This is a genomic window from Microbacterium sp. ET2 (assembly GCF_030347395.1).
GTDB lineage: Bacteria > Actinomycetota > Actinomycetes > Actinomycetales > Microbacteriaceae > Microbacterium > Microbacterium albipurpureum.
Genome location: NZ_CP128170.1, coordinates 3,333,927 through 3,351,283, shown reverse-complemented (window position 1 = coordinate 3,351,283; position 17,357 = coordinate 3,333,927). Strand labels below are relative to the sequence as shown.

At 67.8% G+C, this 17,357-nt stretch carries 15 protein-coding genes; 3 read left to right on the top strand and 12 right to left on the bottom strand.

Going from position 1 to position 17,357, the window contains the following annotated elements; genetic code table 11:
• The first annotated feature begins 2 nt into the window (after positions 1 to 2).
• From zwf to pgl, 3 genes are read left to right on the top strand one after another with little or no spacing between them, the layout of a single operon-like run.
• Positions 3 to 1,595 carry a glucose-6-phosphate dehydrogenase gene (gene zwf / locus QSU92_RS16225; protein WP_289263468.1) on the top strand — a complete coding sequence of 531 codons (1,593 nt, stop codon included), beginning with the start codon at positions 3 to 5 and terminating at the stop codon, positions 1,593 to 1,595.
• Positions 1,592 to 2,545 carry a glucose-6-phosphate dehydrogenase assembly protein OpcA gene (locus QSU92_RS16220; protein WP_289263466.1) on the top strand — a complete coding sequence of 318 codons (954 nt, stop codon included), beginning with the start codon at positions 1,592 to 1,594 and terminating at the stop codon, positions 2,543 to 2,545. Before zwf ends, QSU92_RS16220 begins: the two co-directional genes overlap by 4 nt.
• Positions 2,538 to 3,311 (top strand): 6-phosphogluconolactonase, encoded by a 774-nt coding sequence (pgl, locus tag QSU92_RS16215; protein ID WP_289263464.1) that lies wholly within the window; start codon positions 2,538 to 2,540, stop codon positions 3,309 to 3,311. The genes QSU92_RS16220 and pgl overlap by 8 nt, the downstream gene beginning before the upstream one ends.
• A gap of 27 nt (positions 3,312 to 3,338) precedes the next feature.
• On the opposite strand, the gene QSU92_RS16210 is transcribed toward pgl, so the two are convergent.
• From QSU92_RS16210 to uvrB, 12 genes are all read right to left on the bottom strand, one after another.
• Complete coding sequence (locus tag QSU92_RS16210; protein ID WP_289263462.1) at positions 3,339 to 3,692, bottom strand: RNA polymerase-binding protein RbpA; 354 nt, start codon at positions 3,690 to 3,692, stop codon at positions 3,339 to 3,341.
• Positions 3,693 to 3,695: 3 nt separating this feature from the next.
• Positions 3,696 to 3,944, bottom strand: a complete 249-nt coding sequence (gene secG / locus QSU92_RS16205) for a preprotein translocase subunit SecG (protein WP_124293074.1) — start codon at positions 3,942 to 3,944, stop codon at positions 3,696 to 3,698.
• Between the two features lie 73 nt (positions 3,945 to 4,017).
• Positions 4,018 to 4,764 carry a triose-phosphate isomerase gene (tpiA, locus tag QSU92_RS16200; RefSeq protein ID WP_289265941.1) on the bottom strand — a complete coding sequence of 249 codons (747 nt, stop codon included), beginning with the start codon at positions 4,762 to 4,764 and terminating at the stop codon, positions 4,018 to 4,020.
• Positions 4,765 to 4,823: 59 nt separating this feature from the next.
• Positions 4,824 to 6,041, bottom strand: coding sequence for a phosphoglycerate kinase (locus QSU92_RS16195; RefSeq protein ID WP_289263459.1), 1,218 nt, complete (start codon positions 6,039 to 6,041; stop codon positions 4,824 to 4,826).
• Positions 6,042 to 6,049: 8 nt separating this feature from the next.
• The gene (gap, locus tag QSU92_RS16190) at positions 6,050 to 7,060 is read right to left on the bottom strand and encodes a type I glyceraldehyde-3-phosphate dehydrogenase (protein ID WP_289263457.1); all 1,011 of its coding nucleotides are present in this window, start codon (positions 7,058 to 7,060) and stop codon (positions 6,050 to 6,052) included.
• A 112-nt stretch (positions 7,061 to 7,172) separates the two neighbouring features.
• Complete coding sequence (locus QSU92_RS16185; protein WP_289263455.1) at positions 7,173 to 7,799, bottom strand: superoxide dismutase; 627 nt, start codon at positions 7,797 to 7,799, stop codon at positions 7,173 to 7,175.
• A gap of 118 nt (positions 7,800 to 7,917) precedes the next feature.
• On the bottom strand, positions 7,918 to 8,895 hold the full coding sequence (gene whiA / locus QSU92_RS16180) for a DNA-binding protein WhiA (RefSeq protein ID WP_289263453.1): 978 nt from the start codon (positions 8,893 to 8,895) through the stop codon (positions 7,918 to 7,920).
• 74 nt (positions 8,896 to 8,969) lie between these two features.
• Positions 8,970 to 9,848: an RNase adapter RapZ gene (rapZ, locus tag QSU92_RS16175; RefSeq protein WP_289263451.1), complete on the bottom strand. Its 879-nt coding sequence runs from the start codon at positions 9,846 to 9,848 to the stop codon at positions 8,970 to 8,972.
• Positions 9,849 to 9,873: 25 nt separating this feature from the next.
• The gene (gene uvrC / locus QSU92_RS16170) at positions 9,874 to 11,784 is read right to left on the bottom strand and encodes an excinuclease ABC subunit UvrC (RefSeq protein ID WP_289263449.1); all 1,911 of its coding nucleotides are present in this window, start codon (positions 11,782 to 11,784) and stop codon (positions 9,874 to 9,876) included.
• Between the two features lie 7 nt (positions 11,785 to 11,791).
• Positions 11,792 to 14,746 carry an excinuclease ABC subunit UvrA gene (uvrA, locus tag QSU92_RS16165; protein ID WP_422880391.1) on the bottom strand — a complete coding sequence of 985 codons (2,955 nt, stop codon included), beginning with the start codon at positions 14,744 to 14,746 and terminating at the stop codon, positions 11,792 to 11,794.
• Positions 14,747 to 14,819: 73 nt separating this feature from the next.
• The gene (locus QSU92_RS16160; RefSeq protein ID WP_289263447.1) at positions 14,820 to 15,257 is read right to left on the bottom strand and encodes a VOC family protein; all 438 of its coding nucleotides are present in this window, start codon (positions 15,255 to 15,257) and stop codon (positions 14,820 to 14,822) included.
• Positions 15,250 to 17,328, bottom strand: coding sequence for an excinuclease ABC subunit UvrB (gene uvrB, locus QSU92_RS16155; RefSeq protein WP_289263446.1), 2,079 nt, complete (start codon positions 17,326 to 17,328; stop codon positions 15,250 to 15,252). The genes QSU92_RS16160 and uvrB overlap by 8 nt, the downstream gene beginning before the upstream one ends.
• Between the last annotated feature and the right edge of the window lie 29 nt (positions 17,329 to 17,357).

Below are 17,357 nucleotides of genomic sequence, written 5' to 3'. Positions count from 1 at the left end.
TCATGACCGACGAGATCCCCGGATCGAGCAGCGGCGCAGCGGCGTCGGGTGTCGAGATCTCCCGCGGACGCAACCCGCTCCGCGATCCCGAAGACCGGCGCCTCAATCGCATCGCCGGGCCGAGCGCACTGGTGATCTTCGGAGTCACCGGCGACCTGTCCCGCAAGAAGCTGATGCCCGCGGTCTACGACCTCGCCAATCGCGGGCTGCTTCCTCCCGGATTCGCGCTCGTCGGCTTCGCACGGCGCGACTGGGAGGATCAGGACTTCGCCAAGGTGGTCTACGACGCGGTGCGGGCGAACGCCCGCACCGAATTCCGCGAGGAGACCTGGTCGCAGCTGCTGGAGGGCATTCGGTTCGTCTCCGGCGAATTCGGCGACGCCGACGCGTTCCGGCGCCTGCGCGAGACGGTGGACCAGCTCGACACCGAGCGCGGAACGATGGGCAATCACGCGTTCTACCTCTCGATCCCGCCGAAGGACTTCCCGGTCGTTGCCGAGCAGCTGAAGGCCTCGGGACTCGTCGACGACACCGCCGACCGCCCTGAACGCTGGCGACGCGTGGTGATCGAGAAGCCCTTCGGACACGATCTGGCCTCGGCTCAGGCTCTGAACGACGCGCTGCGCAGCGCCTTCCCGACCGACTCGATCTTTCGGATCGATCACTACCTGGGCAAGGAGACGGTCCAGAACATCCTCGCGCTGCGGTTCGCCAATGAGCTCTACGAGCCGATCTGGAACCGCAACTACGTCGATCACGTGCAGATCACCATGGCCGAGGACATCGGTGTGGGCGGTCGCGCCGGCTACTACGACGGGATCGGGGCCGCCCGCGACGTCATCCAGAACCACCTTCTGCAGCTCCTCGCACTCACCGCCATGGAGGAGCCGATCTCCTTCGACGCACAGCATCTGCGTGCGGAGAAGGAGAAGGTGCTCGCCGCCGTGACCCTCCCCGAGGACCTGGCCCGCTCCACCGCGCGCGGGCAGTATGCGGGAGGCTGGCAGGGGGGCGAGCGCGTGCTCGGCTTCCTCGAGGAGGAGGGGATGAACCCCGAGTCCACCACCGAGACCTACGCCGCCATCACGCTCGAGGTCAACACGCGCCGGTGGGCGGGAGTGCCGTTCTACCTGCGTACCGGAAAACGACTCGGCCGGCGCGTCACCGAGATCGCGGTGGTGTTCAAGCGCGCGCCTGAGCTGCTCTTCTCCCGCAACCAGACGTCGGGGCTCGGGCAGAACGCCCTGGTGATCCGGGTGCAGCCCGATGAGGGCGTGACCATCCGATTCGGGTCGAAGGTGCCGGGCGCGGGCCTTCAGGTCCGGGACGTCACGATGGACTTCGGCTACGGGCACGCCTTCACCGAAGCGAGCCCGGAGGCCTACGAGCGCCTCATCCTCGACGTCCTGCTGGGCGATCCTCCGCTGTTCCCGCGGCACGAGGAGGTGGAGCTGTCGTGGCGGATCCTCGATCCGATCGAGCAGTTCTGGGCCACTCAGGACGGACCGCTCGAGCAGTACGCCCCGGGCTCGTGGGGCCCGGAATCCGCCGAGGCGATGCTCGCCCGCGACGGCCGCACCTGGAGGCGTCCATGATCGTCGACCTGCCCGACACCACCGTCAGCAAGATCTCGCGCGCCCTGGTCAACGTTCGCGAAGAGGGCGGCGCGGTCGCCCTCGGACGTGTGCTGACCCTCATCATCGTCACCCGTCAGGGTGCGCAGGAAGAGGTCATCGACGTCGCAAACGCCGCCTCGCGCGAGCATCCGATGCGTGTCATCGTCGTGATGACGAACGGCGAGGACTCGCCGCCCCGGCTGGACGCGCAGATCCGCGTCGGCGGCGACGCCGGCGCCAGCGAGGTCGTGACCCTCCACGCGCTCGGCGAGGCGGGGTCGACGAACCTGGAGAGTCTCGTCACAGGGCTCCTCCTCCCCGACGCACCGGTCGTGGTGTGGTGGCCGGACGACACCCCCGACATCCCCTCTCAGACTTCGATCGGCAAGATCGCGCAGCGGCGGATCACGGATGCCGCCACCAAACCCGATCCGTCGGCGTGGGTCGCCTCACTCGGGGAGAAGTATCGCCCCGGGGACACCGACCTCGCCTGGACCCGCCTCACCCGCTGGCGCGAGCAGCTCGCGGCCATCCTGGATCAGCCGCCGTTCGAGACCGTCACGAGTATCATGGTGCGCGGGGCTTCCGACTCACCGTCCACGGCGCTCCTGGCGGCATGGCTCCGTCTCGCCCTCGACGTGCCCGTCGACTGGGGTTACCTCCCCACCGCGGAGTGGCCCCACGGCATCAAGTCGGTGACACTCGTGCGCGAGAGCGGCGATGTCGTCCTGGAGCGGCCGAGTCCTGAAGTGGCTCTCCTCACCCAGCCCGGGCAGCCCCAGCACGACCTCGCCTTCCCTCGCCGTAGCCTGCGGGAGTGCCTCGCGGAGGAGCTGCGGCGGTTGGACCCCGACGTCCTGTACGGTCGAGTGATCACCGAGGGCTGGGCGCTGCTCGACCCGCCCACGACGCAGGAGACACATGGCTGATTCGTCCGGCGAGAAGCGCGTCGTCATCACCCCCGACGCCGCCGCGCTGGCCGGGTCCGTCGCCGAGCGCTTCCTCACCCGGGTGGCGAAGAAGTCGACGTCACGCGACGTACACGTCGCCCTGACGGGTGGTGTCAGCGGCGCCGCCGTGCTGCGTGCCGCCGCAGCGCAGGCTCCCCGGTATCGGATCGACTGGAGCCGGGTCCACTTCTGGTGGAGTGACGAGCGCTTCGTACGGCGCCTCCACCCTGAGCGGAACGAACGTCAGAGCCGGGAGGCGCTGCTGGATGCTCTCCCGGACGCGCACATCCACGCGGCCCCGGCCAGTGATGAGGGCGTGGATCTCGATGAGGCCGCACATGTGTACGCTGCCGAGCTCGCGCGGTACGGGTCGCCGGATCATCCGCAGTGGCCGACCTTCGACATCAGCTTCCTCGGCGTCGGGCCCGACGGTCACATCGCGTCGCTCTTCCCCGATCGCCCCGAGATCCTCGTCACCGACGCGTCGGTGGTGCCCGTCCGCGACTCTCCGAAACCGCCGTCGCAGCGGCTGACCTTCACCCGGCCGGTGATCAACTCGTCGCAGCGGGTCTGGCTGGTGCTGTCGGGAACCGACAAGGCGTCCGCGCTCGGCCTCGCTCTGGCAGGCGCCAGTTACGCCAGCGTCCCCGCGGCCGGCGCGAAGGGCACGCGACGAACGGTGTTCTTCGTCGATCAGGCAGCCGCAGCCCAGGTGCCGCCGGAGCTGATCGATCAGGACTACTGAGAACCCCGGCAGAGCCGAAGCGCAGGACTACTGGCCGCGACGCTCGCGCAGCTGATTCAGCGCATCCTCGAGGAGGGCATCGGCCTCCTCCTCGGTGCGACGCTCCTTCACGTAGGCGAGGTGCGTCTTGTACGGCTCGGTCTTGGCCAGAGCCGGAGGGTTCTCGCGGTCACGGCCGGCCGGAAGACCGGAGTGCGGCGAGTCGATCGTGTCGGGGATCTCCTCGTCGGGGATGCCCGCGGCGAAGTACCGAACCGTCTCGTTGCCCAGCGCGTCCCAGTACGAGACGGCGATGCGTTCTGCGTGATACCCGTGATCCTGCTCGCCCATCGGGCCGGCACCGACTCGGGTGCCACGGATCGCGTTTCCTCCGGTTGCCATGTCTTACAGTCCCTGGAACTTGGTGATGAGGCCGAGGGCCACGATGGAGGCGAACCACGCCAAGGCGAGGACCACCGTGAAGCGGTTCAGATTGCGCTCTGCGAGCCCGGACGATCCCAGCGCCGAGGTCATGCCTCCCCCGAACATGTCGGAGAGCCCCCCACCCCGTCCCTTGTGAAGGAGGATGAGAAGAGTCAGCAGGAGACTCGTGATGCCGAGGAGCACCTGCAGGACGAACTCGAGGATCTGCACAGTCGTAGAGGCCTTTCAGCGCGATCCGGGCGAACCGCACAGGGGTCAAGTATAGGTCGGGTTCCCGGCGAAGTCAGACCCCGACGTGCTTCTGATAGCGGATGATGGCGGCGAACTCATCCACGACGAGGCTGGCACCGCCCACCAGCGCACCGTCGACATCGGGTTCGCGCATGAAGCGCGCGATGTTGCCGGACTTCACGGATCCCCCGTAGAGCACGCGGGTGCGCGCGGCAGCTTCGGCACCGAGAGACTCGGCGACCACGGCACGCAGCTTCGCGCAGACCTCCTGCGCCTGGTCGGGGGTCGCCGCCTGCCCGGAACCGATCGCCCAGACCGGCTCGTAGGCCACGACGACCTCGCTCCCTGCGGCAAGGCCGGCCAGGGCCTTCTCGAGCTGAGCCACGGGTACGGCGCTGGCACCGTGCGTCTCGAGGTCCTCCGCGGTCTCGCCGACGCAGATGACCGGCACGAGCCCGTGACGGAGGGCCGCCGCGACTTTCGAGGCGACGACCTCGTCTGTCTCGCCGTGGTACTGCCGTCGCTCCGAGTGACCGATGATGACGTAGCGGCACTCGAGCTTGGCGAGGAACGCCCCCGAGATCTCACCCGTGTAGGCACCGGAGTCATGGGCCGAGACGTCCTGGGCTCCGAGGGCGAACGGGATCTTGTCGGCGTCGACGAGCGTCTGGACCGTGCGGAGGGCGGTGAACGGCGGGAACAGGCCGACCTCGACGGCGTCGGTCTCGTGACCGGCATCCTTGAGGGTCCAGTGCAGCTTCTGCACGAAGGCCACCGCCTGCAGGTGGTCGAGGTTCATCTTCCAGTTGCCGGCGATGAACGGGGTGCGGGGGGTCTGCGACCGAGCCGCATCAGTACTCACGCCTGCCATCCGAGGACCTCCAGTCCGGGAAGTTTCTTGCCCTCGAGGAATTCGAGGCTCGCGCCACCTCCGGTGGAGATGTGGCCGAAACGGTCGTCGGCGAAGCCGAGCTGGCGCACTGCTGCGGCCGAGTCGCCGCCCCCGACCACACTCAGCCCCGAGACCTTCGTCAGCGCCTCGGCGACACGTCGGGTGCCGGCGGCGAAGGCGGGCATCTCGAACACGCCCATCGGGCCGTTCCAGAAGACCGTCCGGCTGTCGGCGACGAGGTCGGCGAAGAGCGCGGCGGTGTCGGGGCCGATGTCCAGGCCGAGCCCATCGGCGCCGAACGGCGTCTCTTCGAGCGCCGACGCCGGTGCGACGACATGGTCGGCATCGGCGGAGAACGAGGCGGCGACCACCGCGTCGACGGGAAGCACCAGCTCGACGCCGCGAGCGCGGGCATCGGCGACGTAAGCGCGGACGGTGTCGAGCTGATCCTCCTCGAGGAGGCTCTTACCCACCGGGTGACCCTCGGCGGCGAGGAAGGTGAACATCATCCCCCCACCGACCAGAAGACGGTCCACACGCGGCAGGAGATGCTCGATGACGCCCAGCTTGTCGCTGACCTTGGAGCCGCCGAGGACGACCGTATAGGGACGCTCGGGGTTCTCGGTGAGGCGGTCGAGGACGTCGAGCTCCTTCTCGATGAGGAGCCCCGCTGCCGAGGGCAGCAGCTCCGCGACGTCGTATACGCTCGCCTGCTTCCGGTGGACGACGCCGAACCCGTCGGAGACGAAGGCGTCGGCGAGGTTCGCGAGTTCCGCCGCGAACGCGTGACGCTCCGCGTCATCCTTCGCCGTCTCGCCGGGCTGGAATCGCAGGTTCTCCAGCACCGCCACGTCGCCGTCCTCCAGGGCGGCGACCGCCTCGTGAGCGGACTCCCCCACCGTGTCGCGCGCGAACGCGACAGGCTTGCCGAGGAGCTCCGACAGGCGCTGGGCCACCGGCGCGAGGCTGTACTTCTCGTCAGGCGCGCCGTCGGGACGCCCGAGGTGCGAGCAGACCACCACGTGGGCTCCCTGATCGATGAGCGCGTTCAGGGTCGGAAGCGAGGCGCGGACGCGCCCGTCGTCGGTGATGCGACCGTCCCGCAGCGGGACATTCAGATCACACCGGACGAGGACGCGCTTGCCGGCCAGCGGGCCGAGAGACCCGAGGGTACGCAGTGCCATCCGTCGACTCAGAGACGCTCGGCCACGTACTCGGTGAGGTCGACCAGGCGGTTGGAGTAGCCCCACTCGTTGTCGTACCAGGCGGAGACCTTCACCAGGTTGCCGCTGACGTTCGTCAGCTCCGCGTCGAAGATCGACGAGTGCGGGTTGCCCTGGATGTCGCTGGAGACGATCGGGTCCTCCGTGTACTCCAGGATTCCCTCGAGGCGTCCCTCGGCAGCCGCGGCCTTGTAGGCGGCGTTGATCTGGTCGACCGTGAGTCCCTCGGTGGGGGTGACGATCGTCAGGTCGACGATGGAGCCCGTGGGGACGGGAACGCGGTACGAGGAGCCGCTCAGCTTGCCGTTGAGCTCGGGCAGCACCAGGCCGATGGCCTTTGCCGCGCCGGTCGAGGCCGGAACGATGTTGATGGCGGCACCACGTGCGCGCCGCAGGTCGCCGTGCGGGCCGTCCTGGAGGTTCTGGTCTGCGGTGTAGGCGTGCGCGGTCATCATGAAGCCGCGCTCGATGCCGAAGGCATCGTTGAAGACCTTCGCCAGCGGCGCGAGACAGTTGGTGGTGCACGAGGCGTTGGAGATGATGACGTCCGACGCGGGGTCGTAGGTCTCTTCGTTCACACCCATGACGATGGTGGCGTCGTCGCCGGTGGCGGGAGCCGAGATGAGCACCTTCTTGGCACCGCCGGCGATGTGCTTCTTGGCGTCATCCGCCTTGGTGAAGCGTCCGGTGGACTCGATGACGATGTCGACGCCCAGCTCGCCCCAGGGCAGGTTGGCGGGGTCGCGCTCCTCGAAGACCTTGATGGTCTTGTCGCCGACGGTGATGGAATCCTCGGTGTACGACACCTCGGCGTCGAGTACCCCGCCGACGGAGTCGTACTTCAGGAGGTGCGCGAGGGTCTTGTTGTCGGTGAGGTCGTTGACCGCGACGATGTCGATGTCAGCGCCCTGCGCGAGAGCCGCGCGAAGGTAGTTGCGTCCGATGCGGCCGAAGCCGTTGATTCCGATCTTGACAGCCACGAGAGAGGACTCCTGATGTGTCGTGCGCGCGAGCGCGAGGGGTTGCGAAGGTGAGGAAGGGAAATGGAACAACGGCGTCCCAGCGGACGATCCCGCCGGGACGCCGCGCTTGCTATGACAGTACCAGCAGGCCCGAGGTCTTCTCGCGGGCGGCGTCGAGGCGCTGGGCGACGTTCTGCCAGTTGGCGATGTTCCACACCGCCTTGACGTAGTCGGCCTTGACATTGAGGTAGTCGAGGTAGAAGGCGTGCTCCCACATGTCCAGCTGGAAGATCGGCACCGTTCCCTGAGCCGTGTTGGACTGCTGATCGAACAGCTGCTGGATGATCAGCTGCTCGCCGATCGGGTCCCAGCTGAGGACGGCCCAACCCGAACCCTGGATGCCGGTCGCGGCGGCGGTGAAGTGGGCCTGGAATTTCTCGAACGAACCGAAGAACTCCGCGATCGCGGCCGCGAGCTCACCCTCGGGCTGACCGCCGCCCTCGGGCGAGAGGTTGGTCCAGAAGATGGAGTGGTTCACGTGGCCGCCGAGGTTGAACGCCAGGTCCTTCTCGAGCTTGTTCACGTTCGCGAGGTTGCCGCTCTCGCGCGCCTCTGCGAGCTGGTCGAGCGCGGTGTTCGCACCGGTGACGTACGTCTGGTGGTGCTTGTCGTGATGCAGCTGCATGATCTTGCCGCTGATGTGCGGCTCCAGCGCGGCGTAGTCGTAGGGGAGGTCGGGCAAGGTGTACTTCGCCATATTCTCTTCTTCCTATCGGCGCGCGCCGAGGCTCCCCGGCGCAGCGAGGGTGACGGGTTCATCCTACTGAGACCCAACAATCGGTCTCCGGGGTTGTTCCCCGCGGGCAGACGTTGTATCAGTCGTCGACGCCGGCGGGTACCGCGGACTCGGTGCCGGGGATCCCGTCGGTTTCCGCCTTCTTGTCGGCCATCGCCAGCAGACGACGGATGCGGCCGGCCACGGCGTCCTTGGTCAGCGGCGGGTCAGCGTGATGACCGAGCTCGTCGAGGCTCGCGTCGCGGTGCGCGAGACGGAGTTCACCGGCCTCACGCAGGTGGTCCGGCACCTCATCGCCGAGGATCTCGAGCGCCCGCTCGACACGCGCGCACGCGGCGACTGCCGCCTGCGCCGAGCGACGGAGGTTGGCGTCGTCGAAGTTCACCAGCCGGTTCACCCCGGCGCGCACCTCGCGGCGCTGACGGAGCTGATCCCATTGCGCCGCCGCACGCGCTGCGCCCATCTCGGCCAAGGCGACGCGGATGCCCTCCCCCTCACGGACGACCACGCGCGGGATGCCGCGGACTTCGCGCGCCTTCGCCGGGATGCCCAAGCGGTGAGCGGCGCCCACGAGCGCCATGGCGGCCTCCGAGGCGGGGCAGCTGATCTCGAGCGCCGCGGATCGTCCCGGCTCGCTGAGCGCGCCGGCGCCGAGGAAGGCACCGCGCCAGATCGCGGCGAGGTCGGGACGGGCGCCGGTGGTGAGACGGTTCGGGAGACCGCGAACGGGTCGGCGTCGCTGGTCGAGGAGTCCGGTCTGACGCGCGAGCGTCTCGCCGCCGTCGATGACCCGCACGGCGTAGTGGCTGCCGTTGCGCGCTCCCGAGCCGTGGACGTGGACGAGTTCAGGACGCACGCCGTACAGCTCGACGAGATCACGCGCCACCCGACGCGCGAGGGCCTCGGTGTCGACCTCGGCTTCGACCGCGACCCGATTGGCGATGGAGTGCAGACCGCCGGCGAACCTCAGCAGCGACGTCAGCTCGGCCACTCGTGCCGTCGGCCGCGGGTCGCGGACAGCGGTCAATTCGGCCTTCACCTCAGCGGTCAGCGACACGGGACTCCTCAGCGTGGGTCGGAACGACGCTCCAGCCTACTCGGGCGCTCCGCCGACCACGACCACGGCTGCGGCTACTCGCGTCCCAGGTCGCGATCCTTCACGCGGACCGCGACACCGGGTACTTCGGCCAATCGTGCGGCAAGTTCGCGGGCCATCACCACCGAGCGGTGCTTTCCACCGGTGCAGCCGATCGCGACGACCGAGTGCCGCTTGTTCTCGCGCTGATATCCCTCGAGGACCGGTCGGAGTGCGGCGGCATACGCGTCGATGAACGCCACCGCGCCCTCCTGTTCGAGGACGTAGTCACGCACATTCTCGTCGACCCCCGTGAGCGAACGCAGCTGATCGTTCCAGTAGGGGTTGGGGAGGAAGCGCATGTCGGCGACGAGGTCGGCGTCGGGAGGAAGACCGTACTTGAATCCGAAGCTCATGATGGTCACCACGTGTCGTGCCGCGCCCTCTTCGGAGAAGAGGTCGACCATGTGGGTCGCGAGCTGGTGGACGTTGAACCGCGAGGTGTCGATGATGAGGTCGGCGTTCTCACGGATGGCGGCGAGACGCTGCCGTTCGCGCCGTATCCCGTCGAGGATCGTGCCCTCGCCCTGCAGCGGATGCGGACGACGCACGGCCTCGAATCGGCGGACGAGCACCTCGTCGGAGGCGTCGAGGAAGAGCACGCGCAGCTGGCGTCGATCGCGGAGCTCGTGGAGGGCCTGCGGAAGTTCGGCGAAGAGATTGCGGCCGCGGACATCGACGACCACGGCCACCTTCGGCAGCGCGTGGGCGGCCAGCTCGGTCAGATCGAGCAGGGGCTTGAGCATCTGCGGCGGCAGGTTGTCCACCACGTACCATTCGAGGTCTTCGAGGGCGTTCGCCGCGGTGGAGCGGCCCGCTCCGGACATCCCCGAGACGATGAGCATCTCGCCCGGCGCCGTCTGTTGGTCGGCCATGCCCTCCCCCGTCGTCTCCTCCAGGTTACCCATCGGCGAGGTGGTCGACGATCGCCGCGGCGAGCTTGGGACCCACGCCGGGGAGCTCGGTGATCTCCTCGGGGGTCGCCTTCTTCAGCGCGCTCACCGACCCGAAGTGGCGGAGGAGTGCGCGGATGCGTGCCTCGCCGAGGCCGGGCACCTCGGTCAGCACGGACTGGATGTCGCGACGACGTCGGCTGCGCTGATGCCTGATCGCGAACCGATGGGCTTCGTCACGCAGGCGCTGGAGGAGATAGAGTGCCTCGCTCGTGCGCGGCAGGATGACGGGGAAGTCATCGCCGGGGAGCCACACCTCCTCGAGCCGCTTGGCGATTCCCGCCAGAGCGATCTCGGGGTGTCCGGCGTCGGCGAGAGCGCGAGCCGCGGCCGCGACCTGCGGCTGGCCGCCGTCGACGAGGAGGAGCTGGGGCGGGTAGGCGAAGCGCGGACGCTTGCGCGTGACGACGCCCTCCTCGGTCGGCTCATCCGGCTCCTCCGGTCGATCGAGGTAAGCCAGTCTGCGTGTCAGCACTCGATGGATCGAGTCCGTGTCATCCGAGGTCTGCTCCACCTTGAACGAGCGGTACTGGTCCTTGCGTGGCAGTCCGTCCTCGAACACGACCATGGAGGCGACGACGTTGGTCCCGCCGAGATGGGAGACGTCGTAGCACTCGATCCGCAGCGGCGCCTCCTCCAGCCCCAGCGCCTCCTGCAGGTCGGTCAGCGCCTGGGTGCGGGCCACGTAGTCGCTCGTGCGCCGGGTCTTGTGGAGCATGAGTGCCTGCTGGGCGTTCAGCGTGGCCGTCTTCATCAGCTCCGCCTTCTGGCCCCGCTGTGCGACTCCGATCGAGACCCTCTTGCCGCGCCTCTCGCGGAGCCACTCCTCGAGTTCCTCGGCGTCATCGGGCAGCTCGGGAACGAGCACCTGGCGCGGGATGTCTGCCGCCGCGGCGTCGCCGTAGGTGCGCTGCAGCACCTGGTCGACGAGGTCTGCGCCGGAGATGTCGATCTCCTTCTCGATGGTCGTCGCGCGCACGCCGCGCACCCGGCCACCGCGGACGACGAAGTGCTGCACGGCGGCGGCGAGTTCGTCCTCGGCGATGCCGAAGAGGTCGGCGTCGGTGTCGGCGGGCAGCACGAGGGCGCTGCGCTTGAGCACCGCGTCGATGGCCTGGAGCTTGTCGCGGTACATCGCGGCGGATTCGTAGTCCATGGCCGCCGAGGCCTCGTTCATGCGGGCGGTCATCTCCCGGGTGAAACGCTGGTCCCCGCCGGCCATGAAGGCGATGAAGTCCTCGACGATGGCGCGGTGCTCCTCGATCGTCACCCTCATCGAACACGGTCCGCCGCAGCGGCCGATCTGTCCGGGGAAGCACGGGCGACCCGAGGCCATCGCCTTCTTGTACGACGCGTCGCTGCACGTGCGGATGGGGAAGACCTTGATGAGCAGGTCGATCGTGTCGTGGACGGCCCACACCTTGGGATAGGGACCGAAGTACTTGGCTCCCGAGATGCGGTGGTTGCGGGTCACCATGACGCGCGGCGCCTCGTTACCCAGGGTGATGGCCATGAACGGGTAGGACTTGTCGTCGCGGTAGCGGACGTTGAAGGGCGGATCGAACTCCTTGATCCACTGGTACTCCAGCTGGAGGGAGTCCACATCGGTGGCCACGACCGTCCACTCCACCGAGGTGGCCGTGGTCACCATCCGTCGCGTGCGCTCGTGGAGTGTGTGCAGGGGAGCGAAGTAGTTCGACAGCCGGGCGCGGAGGTTCTTCGCCTTGCCGACATAGAGCACGCGACCCTGCGCATCGCGGAACCGGTAGACCCCCGGGTTGGTGGGGATCTCCCCGGCCTTCGGCCGGTAGGACAGCTGCGGTCTGCCCCGTCGTGGGGCACGTTCGGTGGTCGTCACGGCCGACTCAGCCGGCCTTGCGGACCGCCGACTCGCCGAGCACCTCGGCAAGGAAGGCGCCGGTGTGGCTCTCCTCGATGCGCGCGACCTGCTCGGGTGTACCCGTGGCGATGACCTGACCCCCGCCCGATCCGCCCTCGGGACCGAGGTCGATCACCCAGTCGGCGGACTTGATGACATCGAGGTTGTGCTCGATCACGATGACCGAATTCCCCTTGTCGACCAGCCCGTTCAGCACCTCGAGCAAGCGTCGCACGTCCTCGAAGTGCAGACCCGTCGTCGGTTCGTCGAGGACGTAGATGCTCCGGCCGTTCGAGCGCCTCTGCAGTTCCGTTGCGAGCTTGACGCGCTGCGCCTCGCCCCCGGAAAGGGTCGTCGCCGACTGTCCCAGCCGCACGTAGCCGAGCCCGACATCGACGAGGGTCTTCAGGTAGCGGTGGATCGCCTGAATGGGCTCGAAGAACTCCGCCGCCTCGGAGATCGGCATCTCGAGCACTTCGGCGATGTTCTTGCCCTTGTAGTGCACCGAGAGGGTGTCGCGGTTGTACCGCTTGCCGTGGCAGACCTCGCAGTCGACATACACGTCGGGGAGGAAGTTCATCTCGATCTTGATGGTGCCGTCCCCCGAGCATGCCTCGCAGCGACCGCCCTTGACGTTGAAGCTGAACCGGCCCGGCTGGTACCCCCGTGCCTTGGCTTCGGGCGTCTCGCTGAAGAGGGTGCGGATGCGGTCGAACACACCCGTGTACGTCGCGGGGTTCGAGCGGGGCGTACGGCCGATCGGCGCCTGATCGACGTGGACGACCTTGTCGAGGTTGTCCAGACCCGTCACCCGCGTGTGCTTGCCCGGGACGGTGCGCGCACCGTTGAGCCGGGACGCCAGCACCTGGTAGAGGATGTCGTTCACGAGGGAAGACTTTCCCGAGCCGCTGACGCCGGTCACCGCGGTGAGCACGCCGAGGGGGAAGTCGACGGTGACGTTGCGGAGGTTGTTCGCCCGGGCGCCCACGACGCTGATCTTGCGCGAGCGATCGATCCGACGTCGCTTCTTGGGGGTCGGAATCGCACGGCGACCCGACAGATAGTCGCCGGTGATGGACTGCGGGTCGGCCAGGAGCGCGTCCAGCGGCCCGGAGTGCACCACCTCGCCGCCGTCGACACCCGCGCGCGGCCCGATGTCGACGATCCAGTCCGCCGCATGGATCGTCTCCTCGTCGTGTTCGACGACGATGAGGGTGTTGCCGAGATCGCGGAGCTTGACGAGCGTCTCGATCAGGCGACGGTTGTCACGCTGGTGGAGACCGATCGAGGGCTCGTCGAGGACGTAGAGCACGCCGGTCAGGCCCGAGCCGATCTGCGTCGCGAGACGGATGCGCTGCGCCTCTCCACCCGACAGCGAGCCTGCGGACCGACTGAGGTTGAGATAGTTCAGGCCCACCTGGATGAGGAAGTCCAGTCGGAGCCGTATCTCGCGCAGCACCTGCGCGGCGATCTTGGCTTCACGCGGGGTCAGCTCGAGATCGGCGAAGAAGGCGTGGGCGTCACCCAGGCTCAGCCGGGACGCATCGGCGATGGAGTGACCGTGGACCTGCACCGCGAGCACCTCGGGCTTCAGGCGCGCGCCGTCGCAGACCGGGCAGGGAACCTCGCGGAGGAACTCCGCCCACCGCTGTCGCTGCGTGTCGGACTCGGCCTGCAGGTACTGCCGCTCGATGTAGGGAACGACGCCCTCGAAGCCGGACGAGTACCGCATCTCCCGCCCGTACCGGTTCTTCCACCGGACGGTGACCTTGTAGTTCTCGCCACGCAGGACCGCGTCCTTGATGTCGGCGGGGAGCTTGCGCCACGGGGTGTCGAGCGAGAAATCCAGGTCGCGCGCGAGTCCTTCCAGCAGCCGTTCGTAGTACTGGAAGAGCCCTTTGCCCTGCGTCGTCCACGGGATCAGCACACCCTCTCGGATCGAGAGGTCTTCGTCGCCGATCATGAGCTCGACATCCACCGACATCCGGGTGCCGAGGCCCGAGCACGCGGGGCAGGCGCCGAAGGGGGCGTTGAAGGAGAACGTGCGGGGTTCGATCTCGGTGAGCTGCAGGGGATGCCCGTTGGGGCACGCCAACTTCTCGGAGAAGGACTGCCAGGCCTCATCGCCCTCGCGGTCGACGAAGTTGACCTGCATGACTCCGCCGGCAAGCCCCAGCGCCGTCTCCACCGAGTCGGTGACCCGGGAGAGGATGTCGGGGCTCGCGACCAGACGGTCGACGACGACGGCGATGTCGTGCTTGTAGCTCTTCTTCAGCGCCGGGGCATCGGCGAGCTGAACCATGTCGCCGTCCACGATGGCGCGCGAGTAACCCTTCGCGCTCAGTTCCTTGAAGAGGTCGACGAACTCGCCCTTCTTCTGCGAGACCACCGGCGCGACGATCTGATAGCGGGTGCGCTCGGGAAGTTCCATGAGCTGATCGGCGATCTGCTGCACGGTCTGTCGTTGGATGATCTCGCCGCACTCGGGGCAGTGGGGTATGCCGATTCGGGCCCACAGCAGCCGCATGTAGTCGTGGATCTCGGTGATGGTGCCCACGGTCGACCGGGGGTTGCGGTTGGTCGACTTCTGATCGATCGAGACGGCGGGGCTCAGCCCCTCGATGAAGTCGACGTCGGGACGGTCGACTTGGCCGAGGAACTGGCGGGCGTAGGCGCTCAGCGACTCCACGTACCGGCGCTGGCCCTCGGCGAAGATGGTGTCGAAGGCGAGGCTGGACTTCCCCGACCCGGACAGGCCGGTGAAGACGACGAGCGAGTCACGCGGGATGTCGAGATCGACGTCCTTCAGATTGTGGACACGAGCGCCGCGGACGCTGAGCTTTCCGGACGAGCCGAAGGAGTGGTTTCCGCCGGATGCGGAGCCGGTCGGAAGGCCTGAGGAAGCGGGAGAACCGGGCAGGGCGACGGGAACGATGGGCACCCGTCAAGTGTAGGTGGGGCCTCCGACATGGAGTCCGGCGTTCGCGCGGAGCGAGACCGGTGGCACGCTCGTCTCAGCCGATCGACACCCGCCCCGCACCGTCGAGCTGCCACCCGGGATTGTGCGCGACCTCCCACGGATGCCCGTCGAGGTCGACGAAGACGCCGGAGTAGCCGCCCCACGGGGTCGGCCCGGCTGGACGACTGATCCGTGCTCCGGCGTCTGCGGCTGCGTCGAGGACGGCATCGACAGCGGCGGCGGAGGAGACGTTGTGCGCCAGGGTCACCCCGCCCCATCCGCCGGAGTCCACGACACCGGAGTCCTCGGCGAGCTCGCTTCTCCCCCAGAGCGCGAGCACGAAGCCGTCGAGCTGGAAGAAGGCGACGACATCGTCGATCGACTGAGCGTGCGGCGTCCATCCGAGTGCGCCGTAGAACGCCAGCGCGCGCTCGAGGTCTGCGACACCCAGGGTGATCAGGCTGACACGCTGCGCCATCGACGAGTCAGGCATGACCGGCTCGCTCCATCGCGCGAAGCTCCTTCTTGAGGTCCTGCACCTCGTCGCGCAGGCGCGCCGCGAGCTCGAACTTCAGTTCGCCGGCGGCCGCGAGCATCTGGCCGGAGAGATCGGCGATCGTGGCTTCCAGCTGTTCTGCACCCTCGGCTGCGATGCCCTCACGTCGCAGCTGCGGCGTGGGCGACTTGCCCTTCCCGGACTTCACGCGAGAGTCCTTGCGGTTCAGCAGGGCCTTCGTGTCATCAGCCTCACGGGCGAGCACCTCGGTGATGTCGGCGATCCGCTTGCGCAGCGGCTGCGGGTCGATGCCGCGCTCGAGGTTGTACGCGATCTGCTTGTCACGTCGACGGTTCGTCTCGTCGATGGCGTTGCGCATCGAGTCCGTGATGGTGTCGGCGTACATGTGCACCTCACCGGAGACGTTTCTCGCCGCACGGCCGATGGTCTGGATGAGCGAGGTGCCGGACCGGAGGAAGCCCTCTTTGTCGGCATCCAGGATCGACACCAGCGACACCTCCGGCAGGTCGAGACCCTCACGGAGGAGGTTGATACCGACCAGGACGTCGTACACGCCGGCGCGCAGTTCGGTCAGCAATTCCACTCGACGAAGGGTGTCGACGTCGGAGTGGAGATACCGCACACGCACGCCGTGCTCGCCGAGGAAGTCGGTCAGCTCCTCGGCCATCTTCTTCGTGAGGGTCGTCACGAGCACGCGCTCGTCGCGCTCCACCCGCAGACGGATCTCCTCGAGCAGATCATCGATCTGACCCTTCGAGGGCTTGACCACGATCTGCGGGTCGATCAGTCCGGTGGGCCGGATGATCTGCTCGACCACCCCGTCGGCGATGCCCATCTCGTAGCGTCCCGGGGTCGCGGAGAGGTAGACCGTCTGCCCGATGCGCTCCTTGAATTCATCCCAGCGCAGCGGGCGATTGTCCAGCGCGCTGGGAAGCCGGAACCCGTGCTCCACCAGCGTGCGCTTGCGCGACGCATCACCCTCGTACATCGCGCCGATCTGGGGAACGGTCACGTGCGATTCGTCGATGACCATGAGGAAGTCGTCGGGGAAGAAGTCCAGCAGAGTATGCGGCGGCTCCCCCGGCATCCGTCCGTCCAGATGACGGGAGTAGTTCTCGATTCCCGAGCAGAACCCCAGCTGCTGGAGCATCTCGAGGTCGAACGTCGTCCGCATCCGCAGCCGCTGGGCCTCGAGCAGCTTGTTCTGCGACTCCAGCTCCTTCAAGCGCTCGGCGAGCTCGTGCTCGATCGTGCCGATCGCGCGCTGCACGGTCTCCGTGCCCGCGACATAGTGCGAAGCGGGGAAGATCGGGACCGAGTCCATGCGCTGCACGACGTCACCCGTGAGGGGGTGGAGCATGTAGAGCGCCTCGATCTCATCGCCGAACATCTCGATCCGGATGGCGTACTCCTCGTACACCGGAATGATCTCGATCGTGTCGCCCCGTACGCGGAAGTTCCCCCGCGAGAAGTCCACGTCATTGCGGTTGTACTGCATCGAGATGAACTTGCGGATCAGCGAGTCGCGATCATAGACCTCCCCCACCTGCAGCGCCACCATCGCACGCAGATACTCCTCGGGGGCGCCGAGACCGTAGATGCACGACACGGTGGAGACGACGACGACGTCGCGACGGGACAGCAGCGAGTTCGTCGTGGAGTGGCGCAGTCGTTCGACCTCGGCGTTGATGGAGGAGTCCTTCTCGATGAAGGTGTCCGTCTGCGGCACGTAGGCCTCGGGCTGGTAGTAGTCGTAGTACGACACGAAGTACTCCACCGCGTTGTGCGGCATGAGCTCGCGGAACTCGTTGGCCAGCTGTGCGGCCAGGGTCTTGTTGTGCGCCAGCACCAGCGTGGGCCGCTGCACCGCCTCGATCAGCCACGCGGTGGTGGCGGACTTCCCCGTTCCGGTCGCTCCCAGGAGGACGACGTCGGTCTCGCCGGCGTTGATACGAGCGGCGAGGTCGGCGATCGCCTGCGGCTGGTCACCGGACGGCTCGTACTCGCTGACGACCTCGAAGGGCCTGACGGATCGTGTGGTCTGCACTGTTCCAGGGTAGGCGCGCCCTCCGACAT

Excerpts from the sequence above, each read along its gene's own strand:
- pgl (WP_289263464.1), top strand. The coding sequence starts at position 2,538 with ATGGCTGATTCGTCCGGCGAGAAGCGCGTCGTCATCACCCCCGACGCC.
- QSU92_RS16185 (WP_289263455.1), bottom strand. The coding sequence starts at position 7,799 with ATGGCGAAGTACACCTTGCCCGACCTCCCCTACGACTACGCCGCGCTG.
- QSU92_RS16220 (WP_289263466.1), top strand. The coding sequence starts at position 1,592 with ATGATCGTCGACCTGCCCGACACCACCGTCAGCAAGATCTCGCGCGCC.
- tpiA (WP_289265941.1), bottom strand. The coding sequence starts at position 4,764 with ATGAACCTCGACCACCTGCAGGCGGTGGCCTTCGTGCAGAAGCTGCAC.
- QSU92_RS16160 (WP_289263447.1), bottom strand. The coding sequence starts at position 15,257 with ATGCCTGACTCGTCGATGGCGCAGCGTGTCAGCCTGATCACCCTGGGT.
- QSU92_RS16210 (WP_289263462.1), bottom strand. The coding sequence starts at position 3,692 with ATGGCAACCGGAGGAAACGCGATCCGTGGCACCCGAGTCGGTGCCGGC.
- rapZ (WP_289263451.1), bottom strand. The coding sequence starts at position 9,848 with ATGGCCGACCAACAGACGGCGCCGGGCGAGATGCTCATCGTCTCGGGG.
- zwf (WP_289263468.1), top strand. The coding sequence starts at position 3 with ATGACCGACGAGATCCCCGGATCGAGCAGCGGCGCAGCGGCGTCGGGT.
- QSU92_RS16195 (WP_289263459.1), bottom strand. The coding sequence starts at position 6,041 with ATGGCACTGCGTACCCTCGGGTCTCTCGGCCCGCTGGCCGGCAAGCGC.